General features: G+C 59.4%; 19 protein-coding genes (1 of these 19 only partly in view). 8 read left to right on the top strand and 11 right to left on the bottom strand.

What is annotated here, in order from left to right:
• Both CBB91_RS12590 and CBB91_RS12585 read left to right on the top strand, forming a co-directional pair.
• Nucleotides 1–1,142: DUF885 domain-containing protein (locus tag CBB91_RS12590; protein ID WP_273014330.1), on the top strand; the 1,142-nt coding region annotated here is incomplete at its 5' end.
• 6 nt (nucleotides 1,143–1,148) lie between these two features.
• A complete protein-coding gene (locus CBB91_RS12585; RefSeq protein WP_273012104.1) occupies nucleotides 1,149–1,865 on the top strand; it encodes a type 1 glutamine amidotransferase in 717 nt (238 codons plus the stop codon).
• Here the strand turns inward: CBB91_RS12585 and CBB91_RS12580 are convergent.
• Entirely contained in the window at nucleotides 1,862–2,635 is a 774-nt protein-coding gene (locus CBB91_RS12580; protein ID WP_273014328.1) for an outer membrane beta-barrel protein, read from the bottom strand. The two genes, CBB91_RS12585 and CBB91_RS12580, sit on opposite strands and share 4 nt — an antisense overlap.
• A gap of 175 nt (nucleotides 2,636–2,810) precedes the next feature.
• On the opposite strand from CBB91_RS12580, the gene CBB91_RS12575 reads away from it, so the two are divergent.
• Nucleotides 2,811–4,325 carry a phosphomannomutase/phosphoglucomutase gene (locus tag CBB91_RS12575; RefSeq protein WP_345906870.1) on the top strand — a complete coding sequence of 505 codons (1,515 nt, stop codon included), beginning with the start codon at nucleotides 2,811–2,813 and terminating at the stop codon, nucleotides 4,323–4,325.
• On the opposite strand, the gene CBB91_RS12570 is transcribed toward CBB91_RS12575, so the two are convergent.
• Nucleotides 4,326–4,967, bottom strand: coding sequence for a glutathione S-transferase family protein (locus CBB91_RS12570; protein WP_273014325.1), 642 nt, complete (start codon nucleotides 4,965–4,967; stop codon nucleotides 4,326–4,328).
• A gap of 185 nt (nucleotides 4,968–5,152) precedes the next feature.
• On the opposite strand from CBB91_RS12570, the gene CBB91_RS12565 reads away from it, so the two are divergent.
• The 4 genes from CBB91_RS12565 to CBB91_RS12550 all read left to right on the top strand — a co-directional run bounded on the left by CBB91_RS12565 (nucleotide 5,153) and on the right by CBB91_RS12550 (nucleotide 8,865).
• Nucleotides 5,153–6,463 (top strand): UDP-glucose/GDP-mannose dehydrogenase family protein, encoded by a 1,311-nt coding sequence (locus tag CBB91_RS12565; RefSeq protein ID WP_273014323.1) that lies wholly within the window; start codon nucleotides 5,153–5,155, stop codon nucleotides 6,461–6,463.
• A gap of 26 nt (nucleotides 6,464–6,489) precedes the next feature.
• Nucleotides 6,490–7,140: a fructose-6-phosphate aldolase gene (gene fsa / locus CBB91_RS12560; RefSeq protein WP_273014321.1), complete on the top strand. Its 651-nt coding sequence runs from the start codon at nucleotides 6,490–6,492 to the stop codon at nucleotides 7,138–7,140.
• A 5-nt stretch (nucleotides 7,141–7,145) separates the two neighbouring features.
• A complete protein-coding gene (thiD, locus tag CBB91_RS12555) occupies nucleotides 7,146–7,961 on the top strand; it encodes a bifunctional hydroxymethylpyrimidine kinase/phosphomethylpyrimidine kinase (RefSeq protein ID WP_273014319.1) in 816 nt (271 codons plus the stop codon).
• 85 nt (nucleotides 7,962–8,046) lie between these two features.
• On the top strand, nucleotides 8,047–8,865 hold the full coding sequence (locus CBB91_RS12550; RefSeq protein WP_273014318.1) for a PhzF family phenazine biosynthesis protein: 819 nt from the start codon (nucleotides 8,047–8,049) through the stop codon (nucleotides 8,863–8,865).
• A 6-nt stretch (nucleotides 8,866–8,871) separates the two neighbouring features.
• On the opposite strand, the gene CBB91_RS12545 is transcribed toward CBB91_RS12550, so the two are convergent.
• From CBB91_RS12545 to htpX, 8 genes are all read right to left on the bottom strand, one after another.
• The gene (locus CBB91_RS12545; RefSeq protein WP_345906869.1) at nucleotides 8,872–9,369 is read right to left on the bottom strand and encodes a hypothetical protein; all 498 of its coding nucleotides are present in this window, start codon (nucleotides 9,367–9,369) and stop codon (nucleotides 8,872–8,874) included.
• 87 nt (nucleotides 9,370–9,456) lie between these two features.
• Nucleotides 9,457–11,061 carry a bifunctional phosphoribosylaminoimidazolecarboxamide formyltransferase/IMP cyclohydrolase gene (gene purH, locus CBB91_RS12540; protein ID WP_273014316.1) on the bottom strand — a complete coding sequence of 535 codons (1,605 nt, stop codon included), beginning with the start codon at nucleotides 11,059–11,061 and terminating at the stop codon, nucleotides 9,457–9,459.
• A gap of 66 nt (nucleotides 11,062–11,127) precedes the next feature.
• Nucleotides 11,128–13,017, bottom strand: a complete 1,890-nt coding sequence (locus tag CBB91_RS12535; RefSeq protein WP_051602408.1) for a polysaccharide biosynthesis protein — start codon at nucleotides 13,015–13,017, stop codon at nucleotides 11,128–11,130.
• Complete coding sequence (locus tag CBB91_RS12530) at nucleotides 13,014–14,741, bottom strand: heparinase II/III family protein (protein ID WP_345906868.1); 1,728 nt, start codon at nucleotides 14,739–14,741, stop codon at nucleotides 13,014–13,016. The genes CBB91_RS12535 and CBB91_RS12530 overlap by 4 nt, the downstream gene beginning before the upstream one ends.
• Nucleotides 14,742–14,765: 24 nt before the next feature.
• A complete protein-coding gene (gene rpe, locus CBB91_RS12525) occupies nucleotides 14,766–15,434 on the bottom strand; it encodes a ribulose-phosphate 3-epimerase (RefSeq protein ID WP_273014312.1) in 669 nt (222 codons plus the stop codon).
• A gap of 68 nt (nucleotides 15,435–15,502) precedes the next feature.
• Nucleotides 15,503–15,988 carry a glycine zipper 2TM domain-containing protein gene (locus tag CBB91_RS12520; protein ID WP_155841636.1) on the bottom strand — a complete coding sequence of 162 codons (486 nt, stop codon included), beginning with the start codon at nucleotides 15,986–15,988 and terminating at the stop codon, nucleotides 15,503–15,505.
• A 127-nt stretch (nucleotides 15,989–16,115) separates the two neighbouring features.
• Nucleotides 16,116–17,384 (bottom strand): transcription antitermination factor NusB, encoded by a 1,269-nt coding sequence (locus CBB91_RS12515; RefSeq protein WP_273014310.1) that lies wholly within the window; start codon nucleotides 17,382–17,384, stop codon nucleotides 16,116–16,118.
• Between the two features lie 16 nt (nucleotides 17,385–17,400).
• The gene (gene htpX / locus CBB91_RS12510; RefSeq protein ID WP_273014308.1) at nucleotides 17,401–18,297 is read right to left on the bottom strand and encodes a zinc metalloprotease HtpX; all 897 of its coding nucleotides are present in this window, start codon (nucleotides 18,295–18,297) and stop codon (nucleotides 17,401–17,403) included.
• 90 nt (nucleotides 18,298–18,387) lie between these two features.
• Here htpX and CBB91_RS12505 point away from each other — a divergent pair, with 90 nt between their 5' ends.
• The gene (locus tag CBB91_RS12505; protein WP_273014306.1) at nucleotides 18,388–18,621 is read left to right on the top strand and encodes a DUF1674 domain-containing protein; all 234 of its coding nucleotides are present in this window, start codon (nucleotides 18,388–18,390) and stop codon (nucleotides 18,619–18,621) included.
• Here CBB91_RS12505 and CBB91_RS12500 read toward each other — a convergent pair.
• Nucleotides 18,618–19,466: the 3' portion of an acyl-CoA dehydrogenase family protein gene (locus tag CBB91_RS12500; RefSeq protein WP_273014305.1), read on the bottom strand. The gene runs 336 nt beyond the window's last position; 849 of the gene's 1,185 nt are visible here — the last part of the coding sequence; its start codon lies beyond the right edge, outside the window; the stop codon is at nucleotides 18,618–18,620. The genes CBB91_RS12505 and CBB91_RS12500 overlap by 4 nt on opposite strands.

Genomic DNA, 19,466 nt, shown 5'->3' with positions numbered 1-19,466 from the left:
CGGTTGCCGAGCGACTGAAGGCTGAAGGCCTGACTGCGACGCGGCGCGCAATGGATGCCTATCTGGATGCCTGGCGATTCCTCGAAATCGAGTACAAACCCTATCTGAGACAGGGCGCAGGCATTGCTGGCCTCGAAAACGGTCAATCCGTTTATGCGGCGATGGTTGAATACCATACGGCGGGCGCGGGGTATTCGCCGGTTGAGATCCACCAGCTTGGCCTCAGCGAAGTTGCGCGGATCCGTTCTGAAATGGAGGCGATCATTGCTGAAATCGGCTTTGAGGGGAGTTTCGAGGAATTTCTGACCCATCTGAGGACAGATCCGAAATTCTATGCGCAATCCGCTGACGAGTTGATGGCGGCAGCAGAAGAGATTTCATCGCGTCTGCGGGCCAGTCTGCCAGACTATTTCGGGAATCTGCCAGAGCTGGAGTTTGAGGTGCAGCCTGTGCCGGACGCGATTGCGCCGGGCTATACAACAGGCCGCTATGTATCCGGCGATCCGGAGGAGGGTCGGCTGGGCATTTACCTTGTGAATACCTACGCCCTCGACCAGCGACCGCTCTATGAGCTGCCCGCCTTGTCAGCGCATGAGGCCGTGCCAGGGCATCACCTTCAGATCGCCCTTGCCCAGGAAATGAGTGATCAGCCGAAATTCCGGCAGGACTATTACGCGACCGCCTTTGGCGAAGGGTGGGGTCTGTATGCAGAACGGATTGCGGGTGAAGCGGGCATCTATCGCACGCCCTATGAGCGGTTCGGGGCGCTGTCCTATGAAATGTGGCGCGCGTGCCGTCTCGTGGCCGATACGGGACTGCACTGGTATGGCTGGACCCGAAGCGCAGCTGAAGCCTGTTTCATCGAGAATTCCGCCTTGGCGCCGCTCAACATTCAGACCGAAGTGACGCGCTATATAGGCTGGCCGGGGCAGGCCGTGGCCTACAAGGTCGGGGAACTCAAGATCCGCGAATTGCGCGCGCGCGCCGAAGCCTCATTGGGCGACTCGTTTGATGTGCGGGAATTTCATGATGCGCTTCTTGCAGAAGGCGCTGTGCCGCTCGATGTAATGGAGGCGCGCATTGATGACTGGATCGCCGCGCAACATTCCACCGCTTCAAACACCGATACGCTTGCAGACTGATCCCCAATGAAATTGACCATTATCGAGACCGGACTCGTGCCCGAGGCCATTCGGGCGGACTTTGTCGACTATCCCGAGATGTTCCGGGACCTGATCTCGGTGGCCAGTCCTGACATGGAGTTCGAGACAGTTTCGGTGATCAAGGGCGAGGCCCTGCCCGATCCGTCGACGTTGGAAGGTATCCTGATCACAGGCTCGCCGGCGGGCGTTTATGATGACTTTCCGTGGATCGCGCCGCTTGAGGACTTCATCCGAGGGGCGGCGAAGGCGGGCGTTCCTCAAGTGGGCATCTGTTTCGGCCACCAGATCATGGCCGAGGCATTGGGCGGCAAGGTGATCAAGTCGCCAAAAGGGTGGGGGATTGGCCTGCACACCTACGAGATGAAAGCCTGTCCGGACTGGATGGAGGGCAATTGCCCGGCGACTATATCGGTGCCGGTGAGCCATCAGGACCAGGTGGTGGAGTTGCCGCCGGGCGCAAGCGTATTGGCGAGATCAGACTTCACCCCAATGGCAGCCATAGATTACGGCAAGACGCCAGCGGTCTCGTTTCAGTGCCATCCTGAATTCAATGCCGAGTATTCCGCCGCGCTCTACCGCAGTCGAAAAGGGCGGCCCCTGACAGAGGCCGCCGTTCATGGGGCAATCGAGAGCCTCAACGCGCCTCTGGACAATCAGCGGCTGGGCGTCTGGATCGCAAACTTTCTGTCATCCGTGCGTTAGCCGAAACGATAGCGTACGCCGACTGTGAACAGGTTCTGTTGGTTCTCGATTTCGAGATTGCCGGGGAAGAGGTCATTGTTGACCTCAATGTCCTCGGTCGCCCGGTAGGCATATTCGCCATAGACTTCCCAGGTTTCTGACGCCAGCCAAGTCAAACCGGCCTTGAGCTGGTAGGCAAATTTGGTCTCGCCATCATCAACTACGCCAACGCCTGATGGGTTGTATTGTACGTCCACATCGGAAAAGCCGATGCCGGCGCCCGCATAGGGCTGGACCGTGCCGGCGCTGTTGAAGTCATAGTACAGGTTCGCAAAGACAGAGGTGCTTGAAATGTCACCCCGGCCGTCTGCGACTACATCCGCGACGGTTGCGCCGAGGGGCGTCGGGCTGCCCGCGATGGACGCGGCGTCGAGGGCATCAATGCTGCCGCCGCCGAGTGTAACGCCGGTATGAGTGTCGACATCGGCACTGGAGTAGGCGAGTTCGACTGCGCCGCGGAAACCATTGCCATAGCGTGCGCCGACTTCAGCGCTGAAACCTGTGCCATTATCGAATTCCGTGTTCCAGCCATATGGCGTGCCAGCGGCGACATCGAGTGTCGTTCCGTCGCCAAGATTACCGGTGGTGAACGCGCCGGTCGTGCCAGAATTGTCGCTGTCTGACTGATTCAGGTAGCTGACTGATCCGGCAGCGTACCAGTCCTGGGCCATGGCGGGGGCGGCGAGCAATGCCGCCACGGAGATGGTAACCGATATGTGTGAGAGTTTCATGGGGGGTTCCTCAATGACAGGGTTGGTGTCATCAGGGAGTACGAACCGAGTGAAAGATCGGATGATTAATAAAGAGTCATGTTTTGACGCCTATGGCGCACCTCATGCATATCCTAATCGAAATGATACACTCGACGTGTAGGGACGCATTAAGCCTGGAGACACAAGACTCATGATGCCCAAACCATTGGCTGATATTCAGCCGAACACGCTGGAATTTGAAATTCTTCCGCTCGTGAAGCCGACCGGCTTTCGTGAATATGATGCTCGCTGGTGGTTCAACGGCATTGGCAAGGAAAAAGCGCCTGAGCTGAACCTGACAGGCGTGCAGGCGCTGGGCCTTGGCATGGCGACGCTCTTCCATGAGCTGGGCTTGGAACCGAAAGTGGTAACCGGCCACGATTTCCGCTCTATCAGCCAACCGATCAAGAACGCGCTGATCCTCGGCCTGGTGCAGGGCGGATGTGAAGTCCTGGATGTGGGGCTGGCCCTCTCGCCAATGGTGTACTGGAGCCAATTCGAGCTGGACGTGCCATGCTGTGCGATGGTGACGGCGAGCCATAATGAGAATGGCTGGACCGGTGTGAAGATGGGCGCCAACCGCCCGCTGACTTTCGGGCCGGATGAAATGGGCCGCCTGAAGGAAATCGTCATGGGTGGCGACTTCCAGCCACGCGCTGGCGGCGCGCATCACCGCGTCGACGGCATTCGCGAGAAGTATATCGAGGCTGTTGTGGGCGACACCAAGCTGACGCGTCCGCTGAAGGTGGTCGCGGCGTGCGGAAACGGTACGGCAGGTGCGTTCGCGCCGGATGCGCTGCGTATGATGGGCGCCGAAGTTATCGAGATGGATTGCAATCTCGACATGACGTTCCCGAAATACAATCCGAATCCGGAAGATTCCGAAATGCTGCATGCCATGGCCGAGATGGTGCGCGAGACTGGCGCCGATGTGGCGCTGGGCTTTGATGGTGACGGCGACCGCTGTGGTGTGGTCGACAATACGGGTGAGGAAATCTTTGCTGACAAGATCGGCCTGATGCTGGCACGCGACCTCTCAAAGATCTATCCAAACGCAAAATTCGTGGTCGATGTGAAATCCACGGGCCTCTACAAAACAGACCCCGTCTTGCAGGAGAATGGCGCGACAGTCGATTATTACAAGACCGGGCACTCCTACATCAAACGCCGCACGACAGACCTTGGCGCACTTGCGGGCTTTGAAAAGTCCGGCCACTTCTTCTTCCGTGAGCCAATCGGCCTCGGCTATGATGATGGCCTGGTGGCGGCAAAGGCGGTTCTGGAAATGCTGGACCGCAATCCGGACAAGAACATGGCCGACCTCAAAGGTGAGCTGGGTGTTGCTTACACGTCTCTCACCATGTCTCCGCATTGCGATGATGAAACCAAGTATGGCATCGTTGACAAGATGGTTGAGGAATACAAGAGCCTCAATGGTACGGAGATCCTTGGGCGGAAGGTCGTTGACGTGAACACGGTGAACGGCGCCCGCGTAACGCTTGAAGACGGTTCCTGGGTGCTCGTGCGGGCGTCCTCAAACAAGCCGGAACTGGTCGTCGTGGTAGAATCCATGGCCAGCGCGGATGACATGCGGGACCTGTTCCACAAGGAAGTGAAGCCACGCCTTGGCAAGCATCCGGAAGTTGGTGCCTACAATCAGGAAATCTGATCAGGCATTTGCCGGCGGAGTTTCCGGTCCGTACCCGTCCATTTCAGCGTCGTCCTTCTCGGTCGCGCGCTGGAAGGCGGGGCGGGCCATGCCGCGTGAGATGTAGTCCTTGAGGCGCGGGGTTGCCGGAATGGTGCCGAACTGAACGCCCCAGGCGATCTGTGAACCGACATAGATGTCGGCTGCGGTAAATCGATCNCCACAGATGTGGGGCCGGTCATCCAGGATCGAGGTCAGCGTCGCAAGTGTGCGCTCGAAATCGCCATAACCGGCCATGCCGGAATGTTCGGATGGCACGTTGAACCCCATTGCCCTGTTCGTGCTTGCCTGCTCCCAGGGGCCAGCGGCAAAGAACATCCAGCGATAATAATCGGCCCGCTCTTCGGGCAGGGGAGCGAGACCCGCATCGGGAAACGCTTCGGCGAGATAAGCGCAGATGGCGCCGCATTCTGTCACCGTTTTTCCCCCATGGACGATGGCAGGCACTTTCATCATGGGATTGATGGCTTTGTAGTCGTCTGACTGCATTTCTGGCCCGTAGTGCAGCAGAACAGTTTCATAGTCTGCGCCGGTCTCTTCCAGCATCCAGCGTGCGATCCGGCCGCGCGACATGGGGTTCGTGTAAAAGGTCAGCTTCGTCATCATTATCCCCAATGGATTTTCCATGCACTATCCTAGTCTGGTGCGTGCAGCATTGCCAGAAGGATACCGGACTCACTCCCTCGACCTCAGGCCGGTGTTCCCGCACTGGCCCTCTTGACCGATTGGCACAAAAATCGCACCCCTCGCGATCAATCCATATGGTTTGTTTGAAGTGAGGAAATCTCATGCGTGTTGCGATGATTGGGACAGGCTATGTCGGCCTTGTGAGCGGGGCCTGTTTTGCAGATTTCGGACACGTTGTGACGTGCGTCGACAAGGACGCGTCAAAGATTGAGAAGCTCGAAGCGGGCGTTATGCCTATTTACGAGCCGGGCCTGGACAGTCTGGTCGAGAAGAACGTCAAGGAAGAGCGTCTGTTCTTCACAACTGAAGCCAAGGACGCGATCCGCAATGCCGACGCAGTGTTCATCGCAGTTGGCACGCCATCCCGCCGCGGCGATGGGCATGCCGACCTGTCTTATGTCTACGCGGCAGCAGAAGAAATCGCCGAACTGATGGACGGCTTCACTGTCGTGGTAACCAAATCGACTGTTCCGGTTGGAACTGGCGACGAGGTTGAGGAAATCATCCGCAAGAAGCGCCCCGATGGCGATTTCGCAGTTGTCTCCAATCCGGAATTCCTCCGCGAAGGCGCCGCGATCAAGGACTTCAAGATTCCAGACCGTGTGGTCGTTGGAACGGATGATGAGCGCGCCCGTGAGGTGATGACGGAACTCTATCGCCCATTGTTCCTGAATGAGACGCCAATCCTGTTTACAGCGCGTCGTACGTCAGAACTCATCAAATATGCCGCCAACGCATTCCTGGCTGTGAAGATCACGTTCATCAATGAAATGGCGGATCTGTGTGAAAAGGTTGGGGCCAATGTCCAGGAAGTGTCGCGGGGAATCGGACTCGATGGCCGTATTGGCAAGAAATTCCTGAATGCCGGACCGGGCTATGGTGGATCCTGCTTCCCGAAAGATACACTCGCGCTGACGAAGACGGCAAATGACTACAATTCACCTGTCCGGATCGTGGACACGGTCGTCGAGGTCAATGCGGCCCGCAAGAAAGCGATGGCGGACAAGGTGATCGCGGCAATGGGCGGCGATGTGAAAGGCAAGACGATTGGCGTTCTGGGCCTGGCATTCAAGCAGAACACCGACGACATGCGCGACGCGCCGAGCCTCGACATCATTCCGGCGCTTCAGGCGGCCGGTGCGAAAATTCGCGCGTTTGACCCTGAGGCGATGGAAGAGGCATCTCACCTGCTCAGCGATATCGAGTTTGCGAAGAACGCGTATGATGCGGTCGAGCAGGCGGATGCGATGGTGATTGTGACGGAATGGGACCAGTTCCGTGCGCTGGACCTCGATCGGATCAAGGCGGCACTCAATTCAAACATTGTGGTTGACCTCCGGAACATCTATTCACCTGAGGACATGGCGGGCCGTGGATTCCAGTACACGTCCATTGGGCGCCCGTCGGTCTGAGACGTCAGGAAAACAGGATTCTGAACATGAAATTTTTCGTAGATACAGCCGATACAGGCGACATCGCCGAGCTGGCCGCCACCGGCCTGATCGACGGGGTGACCACCAACCCATCGCTGGTCGCCAAATCCGGTCGCCCTTTCGCCGATGTCATCAAGGAAATCTGCGAGATCGTCTCCGGGCCGGTCAGCGCAGAAGTTGTTGCAACCGATTATGATGGGATGATCACCGAAGGCCGTAAATTGGCGAAGATCGCTGACAACGTTGCCGTAAAGCTCCCGCTGACCCTGGATGGCCTTAAAGCTTGCCGNACCCTCTCGGATGACGGCACGATGGTGAACGTCACGCTTTGCTTCTCCGCCAATCAGGCGCTGTTGGCAGCGAAAGCTGGCGCGACCTTCATCTCGCCNTTNATCGGTCGCCTGGATGATATCAATGTGGATGGCATGGAGCTNATNTCCGACATNCGCCANATCTATGACAATTACCTGTTCGACACGGAAATCCTTGCCGCGTCGATCCGCACNGCAAACCATGTGAAGCTTTCGGCNCTGGCCGGCGCTGACGTGGCCACAATGCCGCCAGCCGTCATCAAGGGACTGGTCAAGCATCCGCTGACCGACAAGGGNCTNGAGACCTTCCTGGCGGACGCTGAAAAGGCCGGCATCAAGGTCTGAGTGTCATGANCCAGTCAGACGGCCCACGCGGTCGTGTTCTCATCATCGCCGGNTCTGACTCCGGCGGTGGTGCTGGTATCCAGGCCGACNTCAAGGCCGTCAGCATGCTTGGCGGCTATGCNATGACTGCGGTGACCGCGATNACNGTNCAGGATACGCGCGGTGTGCATGGTGTCTGGCCTGTACCGATNGAGGCCGTTACCGGCCAGATGCAGGTGACGCTAGCCGACATTGGCGCAGATTCCATCAAGACCGGCATGCTCGGCTCCGCGCCTCTGGTTGAAGCGGTCGCNGAAATTCTGTCAGAGCGCGCGCAGTTCGTACCNAGGGTGATAGATCCGGTAATGGTCGCCACGTCCGGTGACCGTCTCGTGGATGCGAAAGCCGTTGAGGCAATCCGGGCGGAACTCGTGCCCCAGGCCCGNGTGGTGACCCCAAATGCGCCCGAAGCCGAAGTCCTTACCGGCAAGGCAGTCGAAACCGTCAGCGGACAGAGACGGGCGGCTGAAGCNTTGCTGGAATTGGGCGCGAACGGAGCATTGGTGAAAGGCGGCCATATTGGCGGGGATGTGATCACCGACGTTCTTCAGACCACGACGGGGGAGTGGATCTTCGAAAGCCCGCGGATTGATACGACCTCCACGCACGGAACCGGCTGCACGCTGGCCTCAGCGATTGCTGCGCGTCTTGCGCAAGGCATCAGTGTTCCGGATTCNGTTGAACAGGCGCGTGAGTACCTGATGAAAGCNATCCGTGAAGCGAAAGGCTTCGGAAGCGGTCACGGCCCGGTTCATCACGGCTGGGTTCTGGACGAGGAATAGCCCCCCTCAACGGGTGTTCAGAATTCATCGTTTTTCCAGAACGGACTGCCGTGGCATTCAGGTCTTCTTCTTTGGAGACATCGCCATGCCAACCCTGCCATTCTATCAGATAGATGCATTTGCCTCGAAGCCGTTCGAAGGAAACCAGGCCTGCGTCATGCCGCTGGACGCCTTTCTGCCGGATGAAATGCTTCAGGCGATCGCCGCTGAAAACAATGTTGCCGAGACAGCCTATATTGTCCCTTCAGGGGAGGGGGTGTGGACGCTGCGCTGGTTCACGCCTGCTGTGGAAGTACCGCTTTGCGGCCATGCGACGCTTGCGACGGCACATGTTCTCTATGAAGAGCTGGGATTTTCCGGAGAGTCTATTGCGTTCGACACGGTGAAGTCAGGCCGGCTGACTGTCCGGCGGCTGGATGATGGCCGCCTGGAGATGGACTTTCCATCTGGNCCTGTCACAGAAATTCCTGTCACGGACGAGGTAGCGACGGCTNTGGGCGCACGACCNGCGCAGGCTTGGGGNGGNATGTTCTATGCCGCCCGGTTTGATACGCCGGACCAAGTGCATGCCCTGGCGCCTGACCTGAAAGCATTGAAAGATCTCGGCGCGCCGGGCGAAGGCTGGGACCGTGGGAACTTTGGCTGTTTTGCAGCGGGCGGCGACGGTGTGGATGTGACCAGCCGTTTCTTCGCGCCGGGAAGCGGCATTGACGAAGACCCGGCTACAGGAAGCTGGCATACCATGCTTGCGCGTGTGATGCGTGAGCGGTTCGATCTGGATGCAATGAGTTGTTTTCAGGCGTACCCGGGCCGCGGCGCTTACATCGATACAAAGCTTCAGGGGGACCGCGTGAAGCTGATCGGCCAATCCGTGACCGTGATCAAGGGCAGCTTCAGCCTCTAGGGCAGGCTATTCGGCGCCCCAGGGCGCGGGCGGTGTTGCGACCGGTTTTGACGTATCGAACTCGACGCGGAAAAACCGGTTCGGCCGCTCCATTTCATAAGCAAATAGCGTANGCGTNGGGCGCACTTCGATGGCCCATGTATTTTCCTTCGACTGAGGAATTCCCTCGGCGTCGAACAAGGCCTTGGTGGCGTCATCCGCCGGAAAGTTCATCCGGCTGCCGCTCAGGCGATCGTCGCGCGCGCCGCCATACCAGGTAATGGCGTCCAGGCTGCCATCCTCATGACGATGGTCATGGTGCAGGGCGAGGCGTCCACCTTCGTGGTGGATGACCCATGTGCGGGAATGATCATCGCCCACGTGAAGCGGGATACGGATTTCGTCATCGGAGCATTCACGGACATGCATGACAACNCGTTCAGCGCGCCAGGNATCATCTTCCTTGTCTTCGCTGACGATCCGCCCCTCGAANGCTTGTCCGCAAAGCTGGGACAGGCGGTGCATGAACTCTGCTTCCCTTGAGTCCTGTCCGCTACAGGCGCTGAGAGCCAGTATCGTTACAANGGGAAGCAGAGCGCGCATCAGACAATCCTAGTGGCGGAAGTGGCGCATGCCGGTGAAGACCATGGCGAGGCCAGCCTCATCGGCGGCGGCGATGACTTCATCGTCGCGGATCGAGCCACCCGGCTGAATGACGGCTGTCGCACCCGCTGAAGCGGCTTGCAGAAGACCATCAGGGAAGGGGAAGAACGCATCCGATGCTGCCACACAGCCTTTGGTCTTTGGTTCGGACCAGCCGGCGGCTTCGGCGGCGTCTTCGGCTTTGCGTGCCGCAATGCGGGCTGAGTCGATGCGGCTCATCTGGCCAGCACCNATGCCAACAGTTGCGCCATCTTTCGCATAGATGATCGTGTTGGATTTTACGTGCTTTGCGACGCGCCACGCAAACAGCATGTCTTCCAATTCCTGTTCGGNTGGCGCTTTCTTCGTCACGACTTTCAGGTCTTCACGCGTGATGCGGCCAAAATCGCGGTCCTGCATCAGGAAGCCGCCAGCGACCGTTTTCACGAACCGTCCGCCCGCTGCCGGGTCTGGCAAGCCTTCCGTAATCAGGAGGCGGAGATTTTTCTTNTTGGCGAAGATGGCTTGNGCCGCTTCATCAGCGCCGGGGGCGATGACGACTTCGGTGAAGATCTGGGAGATTTCNGCCGCNGTCTCTTCGTCCAGCGCGCGGTTCAGGGCCACGATGCCGCCAAAGGCCGACGTNGAGTCGCAGGCCAGAGCCGCGCGATAGGCTTCAATGATGCTGGAGCCTTGCGCCACGCCGCACGGATTGGCGTGCTTGATGATGGCGACGGCTGGTGTNTCGGCGCCCAGTTCGCCGATCAGTTCATAGGCCGCGTCGGTATCGTTGATATTGTTGTAGGACAGTTCCTTGCCTTGTAGTTGCTTCGCGGTGGCGACGCCGGGGCGTTTCTCACCGGTCACGTAGAAGGCTGCCTTCTGGTGCGGGTTCTCGCCATAGCGCAGGCTCTGCTGTCGCTTNCCGCCNAGGCTTGCCCAATCCGGAGCCGGCTCACCCAGTTGNTCGGCATACCAGGNCGAGATGGCGGAATCGTAGGCTGCTGTGCGTGCATAGGTCTTGGCCGCGAGTTTCCGGCAAAGCGCCACGCTGACCTCNCCATTGGCCGCCTCCATTTCGGCCAGCACAGCATCGACATCGCCGCCATCGGTACAGACGGCCACGAACGCGCCATTCTTTGCNGCGGCCCGCAACATGGCCGGTCCGCCAATGTCGATGTTTTCAATGCAGGTTTCGAAGTCCGCGCCGGAAGCGACGGTCGCTTCGAAGGGGTAGAGGTTCACGTAAATCAGGTCGATTGCACCAATACCGTGCGTCTCGGCATCTTTCACATGGGAAGGATTGTCCCGTAGATAGAGCAGGCCGCCATGAACTGCGGGGTGAAGCGTTTTCACGCGTCCATCCATCATTTCCGGAAAGCCGGTAAGATCTGCCACGTCCTTCACGTCCAGCCCTGCCTCTTTCAGGAGCTTGGAGGTGCCACCCGTGGAGACGAGTTCGACACCCATCGCGGCGAGCTTCTGGGCTTGCTCCACCAGTCCGGTCTTGTCCGACACGGAAAGCAGGGCGCGGCGAATGCGAACGGGGGCTCCGCGAGAGGCGGCATCTGTCATGTTGGGAAATCCTTTGGCGCAGGCTTCAAGCTGTTGCCGCGGGGGGTAGCATGACCGCCGATTGCGTCAAGCGCTCCAGCGCCGCGCACGTTCGGCGCGTTCGCTTGCATATTCTGGAACGAGCACGCCGAGCAGCCTGAGAGCCTCTGACCGTTCCCGTCTCGATGCGGCTTCGATCAGCTCCGCCAGCCGTTTATCGAACAATTCGGAAAGGGTGTGCACATTTTCGACTTGCCAGACGCCATCCACGGTCGTTGAGCTGACGGCCTCATGTTCATAGGTGAGCGCTTCGTGCATCTTCTCACCTTCACGCAAGCCGGTCGTCGTGATCTGGATATCCACGCCGGGCACGAGGCCTTTCATGCGGATCATCGTTTCGGCGAGCTGCAGGATGGGCATGGGTTCGCCCATATCGAGAACGTACAGGCCTGTCTGCGCTGTCTTGTCCTGTATCGCAGCCGATTGCAGGACAAGAGCGGACGCTTCTTCGACGGTCATGAAGTAGCGCGTCACGCCGGGGTCAGTAAGCGTAATCGGGCCCCCCTCGGCGATCTGGCGCTCGAACAATGGCACCACTGATCCGGACGAACCGAGCACGTTGCCAAATCTGACGATAGACGCCGCCATTCCGGTTCTGCTGGCAATGCGCGAGATCGCTATCTCGGCCAGGCGTTTCGTGGCTCCCATGACATTGTCTGGGTCTACAGCCTTGTCGGTCGAGATGAACACAAACCGTTTCGCTCCAGCCGCGGCTGCTGCTTCAGCAGCGTTCACGGCCCCGAACACGTTGGTCAGGATTGCCTCGCACAGATTCCGTTCCATTAGCGGTACATGCTTGAGGGCCGCCGCATGAATGACGACGTCCGGCTTGGCGTGAGCCATGATGTCGGAAACGCGTTTCATGTCGCGCACATCACCTAGTCGGGCTTGATGCCGACCTGGCAAGAGGCGCGATAGCTCCATATCAATTGAGTAGAGATTGTACTCCGACGCATCCATCACCGTGAGAGAGGCCGGGTTCAGACGAGCAACCTGGCGGGTCAGCTCGGAGCCGATCGTGCCGCCACCCCCGGAAACGAGTACGTTGGAGCCGGCCACGAGATTTCGTACCGGCTCGATGTTCAGGTGCCTTTCAGGACGTGACAGCAAGTCTGACGGGCGCACAGGTTCAAGCACTTGTGCGGTTTGATCCTTGCTCAGCGCCATGATCTCAGCGCCATGGTCTGAAGCAATTTCCAGAATGCGGATTGTCTTGTCACGCTGGCGAGCTGTTCCGGTCAGTGCGACCCAAGGGGTCTGCTTGTAGCGAACAGCAAGGACGTCGATCAGATCACCGAGTTCATCAAGCGATCCGAGAATAGGGATTCCCCGAATGGCGCGCCCGGTTTCTGTTGGCTGAACATCGACCAAACCGAGCAGGCGGATACGGTTTGTTTGAGCAGACGATTGAAGCCGCCGGATGACGTGCACGCAGCTTTGCGAATCTCCTACAAGCAAGACCGGCTGACCGTTTTTCGCGATCGGGCTGAAAATCTGGAAAGGGGCATGGGTGGTGCGAGACAGGGCGAACATGCGCCCGATGAACAAGCCGATCGTCCATATGATGAGGGCGGACGTGAGAGTTGTGTACGGTGTTGCCAGCAACCCATTCAGCATCAACATGACGGGCAGGTATATCAGCGCAGACAGGCAGACTCCCTGAAAAACCCGCACAGCGTCCGGCCACCCCATGTGGCGCCAGACCTGCTTCTGGATTCCAAGGATCAGAAAGGCCACCGTAACCGCGAGCGCGAAGAAACATGTGCTGATGGCTATGGATGAAACGGGGAATTCTGGTCGAGGGTTTTCGGACGACCAAATCAACAATCCGGAGAATCCCATTGCGCAAACTGCAATGAACACATCAAATCCGAGTGTCAGCGCCATCGCCCTGCGGGCGGCCTGTTGTGGCGTCATGCGGATCTTTCCTTCAGAAATGCCCACCGAATACAATTCGGAGGCTGCTGCCCGTCCCCATTCGGATCTGCGAATCCAGCCATAACGATTTGCTCAGGTCTTTCAACCACTCCGCGCGCCAAATAAACGGTTCTTTCGAGCCGGGCGCCCTCATGACTCGTCTTGAATTTCCACACTGCGCCGTCGTCGCAGACAAGACGAATCGCGTCTTTTCCCATGATTGCCGTCACCGTGGGATGTAGATGAAAGCGAATTTCGAAGCCAATGAACTTCCGGTCATCTGAGGGTGGCTGTGAGACGGGGCGGACCAGCGAATCCTCGCCGGTAAGGCGTTTTCCGTCACCCGACATGAAGAGGCGACGACGATGAAGCAAACCGCAGGCCGCCTTGTAACCGCCGTGCTGGGCGTCCAGCCAGATCTCGTCGGCTTCTTCCAGACGTTTGGCCGATATGCCTTCCGGCCCGTGCGCAGACAGCAATCTGGACTCCTCGTTCAGCGAGAAAGTCGCAGAGTCACGACCGGAAAGAACAAGGGTTGAATGTGCACCTGATCGACGAACGGCCGCCTGCCAGTCGACGTTCACTTCGGCGCTGTACCCACATGATGTGACCAGCCGACTTGGGCCGTCAGAGAGTTCAAATCCCAATGCGCCGGCATGAGCGAAGTCGCTGAAAGGTCTCTCCGGTGCGTCCCCGCAATCAAGAATCAGTTTTAATCCATTCTTTTCAAGCTTCTGGAAGCCTGATTTCGGCGCAAACATGAATCGGCGTGGCGGCGAAGGGAGCCGGGCGAGGGCAGCTTCAACGGCCTCGGGACGGGCTTCGTCTCCGTCATTGAACGGGCAGAGAGCGCCATCCTCTACTTGAAAGAATGCGACCATCGCGCCGACACGCGAAATCCATTTCTCGAGAAAATCTGGCTCGGGGTGACCCGCGCGATGGAACANGTCCTGCAGGGTCAGCAAGTGGATGAGTGTGTTGAGCCCGCGTGACGGGCTGCGCGTGACGTGGCCACCGTCTGGCAGGATCTGGGCTGTGCATTCCGCGTCGAGGCGGGCGACCGCTGCGTCCAGGCTCATCGCGCGATCTATACAAAGCGCAGCAGCAACCATTGTGACCGATGCAAACCACCTGGCCNTCGGATCTGTGGCCGCATCCACTTGCCCCGAGATGTAGCGGAGCTGGCGGACGAGACAGTCCAGCCGGACTTCCCGCTCGCTTGTCGAGCCGGTTTCGAACACTTCCCGACCGCAAAGCAGCCAATTCCAGCATCGCACGCTCGTAGGCGCCAATCGCCAGGAAAACCCGTTAAAGTTGCCGTGAGACTGTATCCATTCATCGACAAATCTGACGGCACGTTCGGTGCCTTCATTGCCTTGATCGAGCAGGTCAGGCAGCCATGAAAACCGATGCAGACGATCTGCGAAATGCTTCGAGGGCAGGGGTGTTGACCACGGGGACTGACCCGGTGCCAGNGTCATGCGCTGCATGCCGATGCGCCAGATATCCTGCATGAGGGCTTCGCCGCGGCGATCATCCGACGGGATGAGGCGGTTCAGATGATGAGAGAATTGTTCCGGAACAGGCCCGGAAACGCCAGAGCGCTGCAGGGCCGANACTTTCACATCATCTCCGGATATCCCGCGAAACCTGCGCCAGAGCGCGGCGTCATCAGCCCCCGTTCTGGTGCGGTCAGCCAGGATTTCGCTGTCTCCGCCTCCCACGCTCACCGTCCATTCTGTCTCAAACTATACTTTTACGTGCGGCCTGAGTGACCGAATATTCTCAGCATAGGCGTTTGGACCGCCCTTGAAAACGGCAGATCCGGCCACGATGGCGTTTACGCCGGCAGAGATCGCTTTTGGGGCAGTTTCTGCATTCAGGCCGCCATCAATCTCAAGAATGATGTCGCGTCCTGTCGCGTCGATCATGCTCCGCAACTGCTCGACCTTGCGCAGCTGGCTGTCGATGAAGGCCTGGCCTCCGAAACCCGGATTGACGGACATGACAAGGATCAGGTCGGTCTCGTCGAGAACGGGTTCAAGAATGCTTGCAGGNGTGCCCGGGTTCAGGGCGACACCCGGTTTCATGCCGGCGGCGCGTATGGCCTGAAGGGTGCGGTGCAGATGGGGCCCTGCTTCCGGATGCACGGTCAGGATGTTTGCGCCAGCTTTTGCAAACGCCGAAATGAACGGGTCCACTGGGGCGATCATCAGGTGCACGTCGAAGGGCTTGTCTGTGCATTTCCGCAGTTTCTCGATGACCGGAGCCCCGAATGTCAGGTTTGGCACAAAGTGCCCATCCATGACATCGATGTGGATCATATCTGCGCCAGCATGGTCGATGGCGGCAATTTCCTCACCGAGACGGGAGAAATCTGCGGAGAGAATCGAGGGAGAAATAAGCACGTCGCGCATGCCCCCTCCCTATGCCGGAACAGCCAACCGCACAAGGCGGTCGGCTGCCGGAATATGCGTGAAGCGGCTTAGTAGGCTGCTGCCGGAACGAGTTTCCAGCCGTCGGCACCAGCGATGATGTCAACCGGGGTGCCCGGCGCGATATAGACGTCTGCGCCCTGGATGATTTCCTTCACGTCGCCCGTCGAAAACCGCACGATGTAGGCATAGCCCTGCTGCTTGCCGACCGCTTTGCCCGCTGCGTTACCGGCAATACCGCCGATCACGGCACCGCCAATGGCGCCAGCAGTCTGGGCCTTGTCACCACCGCCGAGTTCAGAGCCAGCAAGGCCGCCTAGAACAGCGCCGGTTGCCGTACCGATGAGGGAGCGGTCAGATTGGATCGTCACCGCGCGCACGGAGGTCACAGTGCCCTGATATACGGTCGAGGCCTGGCCGACAGCGCCTGGGGTTGCGGTGCCTGCGCCATAGCTGTTTGCACATCCGGTCAGCGCAAGTGTCAGGGCAGCAAAGGCACCCACAGCGACCTTCCGGGGGGAAAATTCGGTAATCATGTTCGAGTGCTCCTTGCACATTTTGATGGGGCGATTTTGCACAAAGCGCCCTGAATGGCAGATGAACTCTGCGGGGCGTTTTTGTGGCGCGTCAATTTAAAGATTGGAAACCATCAAAGCGGCCGGGTCAGAGGCGTGTCAGTCTGGCGATGAAGAACGCATCATGCCCAGCGCCTTCGCTCGGAATGGTCAGTAGATCGCCAGCTCCGGTGAGGCAGTGCTCGAAGCCGGGGATTTCNTCCGGTTCAATCGCATGACGCGTNTAGAGGCCGTTCGAGAGCGCGCCTTCCACGATCTCAAGCCCCTCAGACTTGAGCGGCGTGCAAACGCAGTAGATCACGGTCCCGCCCGAGACGACCATGTCTGCAGCGGCGGCGAGCAATCTGGCCTGCGCGGTCGGGAAACGGTCGATCTCTGCTTCCCGCTTGATCCATGCGCCTTCCGGGTGGCGTCGCAGCGTGCCTAGAGCCGAGCAGGGGGCATCCAGCAGCAATTTCGAGACGGGCGCATCCGGTCGCCATTCGTCGGCATTTGCCGCGATGATGTCGGCCGACAGGCCGGTTCGTGCGAGGTTTTCCCTGAGCCGTTCCAATCGCGGCTTGGAGCGATCAACTGCCGTGACCTGTGCGCCGCTTGTCGCCAATTGTAGCGTTTTGCCGCCGGGGGCCGCGCAAAGNTCNATGATCTTGTCGTCTTCTGTCGCGCCGAGTAGCCGGGCAGGCAGGGCNGCGGCTGCATCCTGAACCCACCAGTCTCCGCTGTCATAGCCTGGAAGCGTTTCGACGTTCGAGTGCCCGAGGCGAANNGANCCGGTCGGCAGCAGGTCGCCATGTGTCGCCGTCGCCACTTCAGCTGGGTCTGATCGCGCGGACAGGAAAAGGGGCGCCTCTGACAATTGATGCGCCGCGAGCCTTTCAGCGCCCTCCGCGCCGAGGTCTGCCGCGAACCGGTCAGCCAACCAGTCTGGCCAGACGGAGATTGCGGNCATGGCGTNCAGTCCCGGATCCGTGTCCGCGGCCCGGCGCAAGACGGCATTGAGGAAGCTGCCGCCTGAGCGGGCATCCGGCCACCCCTTGGCGGCCTCAACGGTCTCGGACACCGCCGCGTGCGCGGGTGTGTCCAGTCGCCAGAGCTGTACCGCGCCGATGCGCAGCAGCGCGCGAATGGCGGGGCTTGTTGCCTCAAGAGGGCGNGANAGAAGAGGGGAGAGCCCAGCATCAATCCGACCGAGTTCCCGCAGCGCGGCGCTCGCCATCACGCGCGCAAAGCCGCGATCCGGGCCTTCCAGGTCATTGTAACTGTCTGTCTTCGCCATCGCTTCATCAAGNGTTCGACGACTGTCCAGCGTCAGCATCAGCAATTCTGCTGCTGCGCGCCGTGTTTGGGCTCCGCTCATCCTGTGTCTTTTCCCTTCAGCCCCACGGNCCGGCTTGTCGGCGTGGGGTCTCGGCTTTTTCCGAGCTNACGCCCATTTCGGCGGCCATGCGGCGCAGGGCCTCGATCCGGTTAGCGGTTGCCGGGTGGGTTGAGAACAGATTATCTGCGCCGCGACCACTAAGCGGATTGGCGATGTACATGTGCGCCATCGCCGGATTGCGCTCTGCCGCCATGTTCACGGACGACCGTGTGCCGCGTTCAATCTTCTGAAGGGCTGAGGCGAGCCAGAGCGGATTTCCGCAGATTTCCGCGCCGCGCTTGTCAGCCTCGTATTCGCGCGACCGGCTGATTGCCATCTGCACGAGGGCCGCTGCCATGGGTGCGAAGATCATGATCGCCAGAGAGCCGATCAGGCCCGAACGCTCCCGGCCAAAGAACATGGCAAAATTGGCAAGCATGCCGATGGCGCCNGCAATCGTGGCCGTCACAGTCATGGTCAGCGTGTCGCGGTTCTGAACATGGGCAAGTTCNTGCGCCATGACGCCGGCAACTTCTTCGCGCGAGAGCGAACCAAGCAGCCCCGAAGTTGCTGCAACGGCGGCGTTTTCCGGATTGCGGCCAGTGGCAAAGGCGTTCGGTTGCGGTGTCTCGATGACATAGACGCGGGGCGCGGGCATGCCTGCNCGCTCTGCCATGCGGGCGACATCCGCTGCGAAGGTGCGCAACATGGGGGAGGAGGTTTCAGGCGTCACTTCTTTCGCGCCCTGCATGCGCAACACGATCTTGTCTGCATTCCACCAGGAAAAAATGTTCATGCCCGCCGCAACGACAAAGGCGATGATCATGCCCATGACGCCGCCAACCAGATAGCCAACCGCCATGAACAGCGCGGTCAGCGCGGCAAGTAACATGAAGGTTTTTGCGGTACCCATGGGTGACACGTCTCCGGTAGTTTCAGTCTTGGGGGTGTTTAAACTTCCCACTAATCTATATGGGGATTGTTAACGAATTGGGGAGTGCAAATGAGCACACCAGACTTTCTTGATGAGGCCGAAATAGCGCGCCGGAATACTTTGCCTGCTGCGGCGCGGCGCGCCCTGGAAGAGGCCGATGCCCGAAAGGCCAAAGAGGCTGAAGACGCCGCTGCGCTTCCGGAAGACGAACGCGGTGGCCCCCGAAAGATCGAGCCGACCCGGTATGGTGACTGGGAACGCAAGGGCATCGCTTACGATTTTTNATCGCGAGTCCGGCGCTAGAGGCCTAGCACCTTCTTGGCGATGATGTTGCGCTGGATCTCGTTGGTCCCGCCATAGATTGATTGAGCCCGGCCGCCGAAATAAGTGGCGACGTCCGGCGCAGCGAATGCGGGCAGGCTATCCGGNAAATCNCCGGCCTTGCCGAAGGGCTGGCCGAAATGGCCGACAGCATCCAGCATCAATTCCGTAATCTGTTGGTGCGTTGTTGTGGCCAGAATCTTTACCGTCGATGCTGCGTCTCCCGGTGATCCGCCTGCGGAGAGGGCGGATAATATGCGGAACACGGTCATCTCCAGCCCATCGACGGCCATTTCCGCTTCCGTCAGCTTGCGGGCAAATCCCGGATCATCAATCAGGCGGTAATTGCCATTCTCCGGCATTTCGCGGGCGATGTCGCGAACATGGCGCAGCATGGCGCGCTTGCCGCCAATNCGGGCATAGGAGGTGCGCTCGAAACCGAGCANNTATTGCGAATAGGTCCAGCCTTTNCCNNCCTCGCCGATGCGNTNGTCTTCGGGCACNNTNACANNNTCGAAGAAGACCTCGTTCAGNACNTGNTTGCCNTCGATNGTGATGATCGGNTTCACNGTCACGCCGGGNGCATCNATNGGGCAGCAGATGAAGNTGATGCCTTNCTGNTTCTTNNCNNCNTNCGAGGTNCGCGNNAGNAGGAANATCCAGTCNGCATGCTGNGCNGCGGACGTCCAGATCTTGTGGCCGTTNAGCGTNTAGGTGCCNTTNTCCAGNNNNGCGCTGAACTGGAGNGAGGCNAGGTCNGANCCNGNNCCNGGNTCGGAATAGCCCTGCGCCCAGCCNACNGAGCCGTCNCGNATGCCGGGCAGCCA

The sequence above is a fragment of the Hyphomonas sp. TMED31 genome, assembly GCF_002172815.1.
GTDB classification, from domain to species: domain Bacteria; phylum Pseudomonadota; class Alphaproteobacteria; order Caulobacterales; family Hyphomonadaceae; genus Hyphomonas; species Hyphomonas atlantica.
The sequence above is the reverse complement of the archived record's forward strand: the minus strand, read 5'-3'. Positions and strand labels throughout refer to the sequence as shown.